At 68.4% G+C, this 253-nt stretch carries 1 pseudogene; it reads right to left on the bottom strand.

The features are described 5' to 3' along the window. Nucleotides 1–253 (bottom strand): annotated as a pseudogene (locus AAEZ22_RS18515) (methyl-accepting chemotaxis protein); the annotation flags it as partial.

Raw genomic sequence — 253 nt, 5'->3', positions numbered from 1 at the left:
GCCTTCTACCTGGGCCATGGCAGTGCTCATGTCGGCGGCGAGCTCGCCAATGTTGACGGTGGTGCGGTCGATAACGGTCAAGCCTTGGCGAGTCGCCTGGTCGGCATCCCGTGCGGCTTGGGCCGCTTGGGCGGCGCTGCGGGCCACGTCCTGGGCGGTGGCGCTCATTTCGTGGGACGCGGTGGCCACCTGATCCACCTGGCGGTACTGCTGCTCCATGCCGGCGCTGGTTTGCGTGGCAATGGCTGCGGAC

Source organism: Pseudoalteromonas sp. 20-MNA-CIBAN-0454 (assembly GCF_040308685.1).
Taxonomy (GTDB): domain Bacteria; phylum Pseudomonadota; class Gammaproteobacteria; order Enterobacterales; family Alteromonadaceae; genus Pseudoalteromonas; species Pseudoalteromonas nigrifaciens.
This window is presented reverse-complemented; position numbering and strand designations above follow the sequence as displayed.